Source organism: Streptococcus mitis (assembly GCF_002096845.1).
GTDB classification, from domain to species: Bacteria; Bacillota; Bacilli; order Lactobacillales; family Streptococcaceae; genus Streptococcus; species Streptococcus mitis_A.
This window is the reverse complement of record NZ_NCVK01000057.1, coordinates 1-228: the sequence shown is the minus strand read 5'-3', so window position 1 is coordinate 228 and position 228 is coordinate 1. Positions and strand designations below refer to the sequence as shown.

Sequence of the window (228 nt, the reverse complement as noted above, 5' to 3'; positions counted from 1 at the left end):
TCAACAAGCGCAAGTACATCAGCTAGCACGTCAGCTTCAACAAGCGCAAGTACATCAGCTAGCACGTCAGCTTCAACAAGTGCAAGCACATCAGCTTCAACAAGTGCAAGCACATCAGCAAGTACATCAGCTTCAACAAGCGCAAGTACATCAGCAAGTACGTCAGCGTCAACAAGCGCAAGTACGTCAGCAAGTACGTCAGCGTCAACAAGCGCAAGTACGTCAGCT

General features: G+C 49.1%; 1 protein-coding gene. It reads right to left on the bottom strand.

Annotation, left to right across the window (positions count from 1 at the left end; genetic code table 11):
• Positions 1-228 (bottom strand): hypothetical protein (locus tag B7695_RS11245; protein WP_192855764.1); only part of this gene is annotated, 228 nt, incomplete at both ends.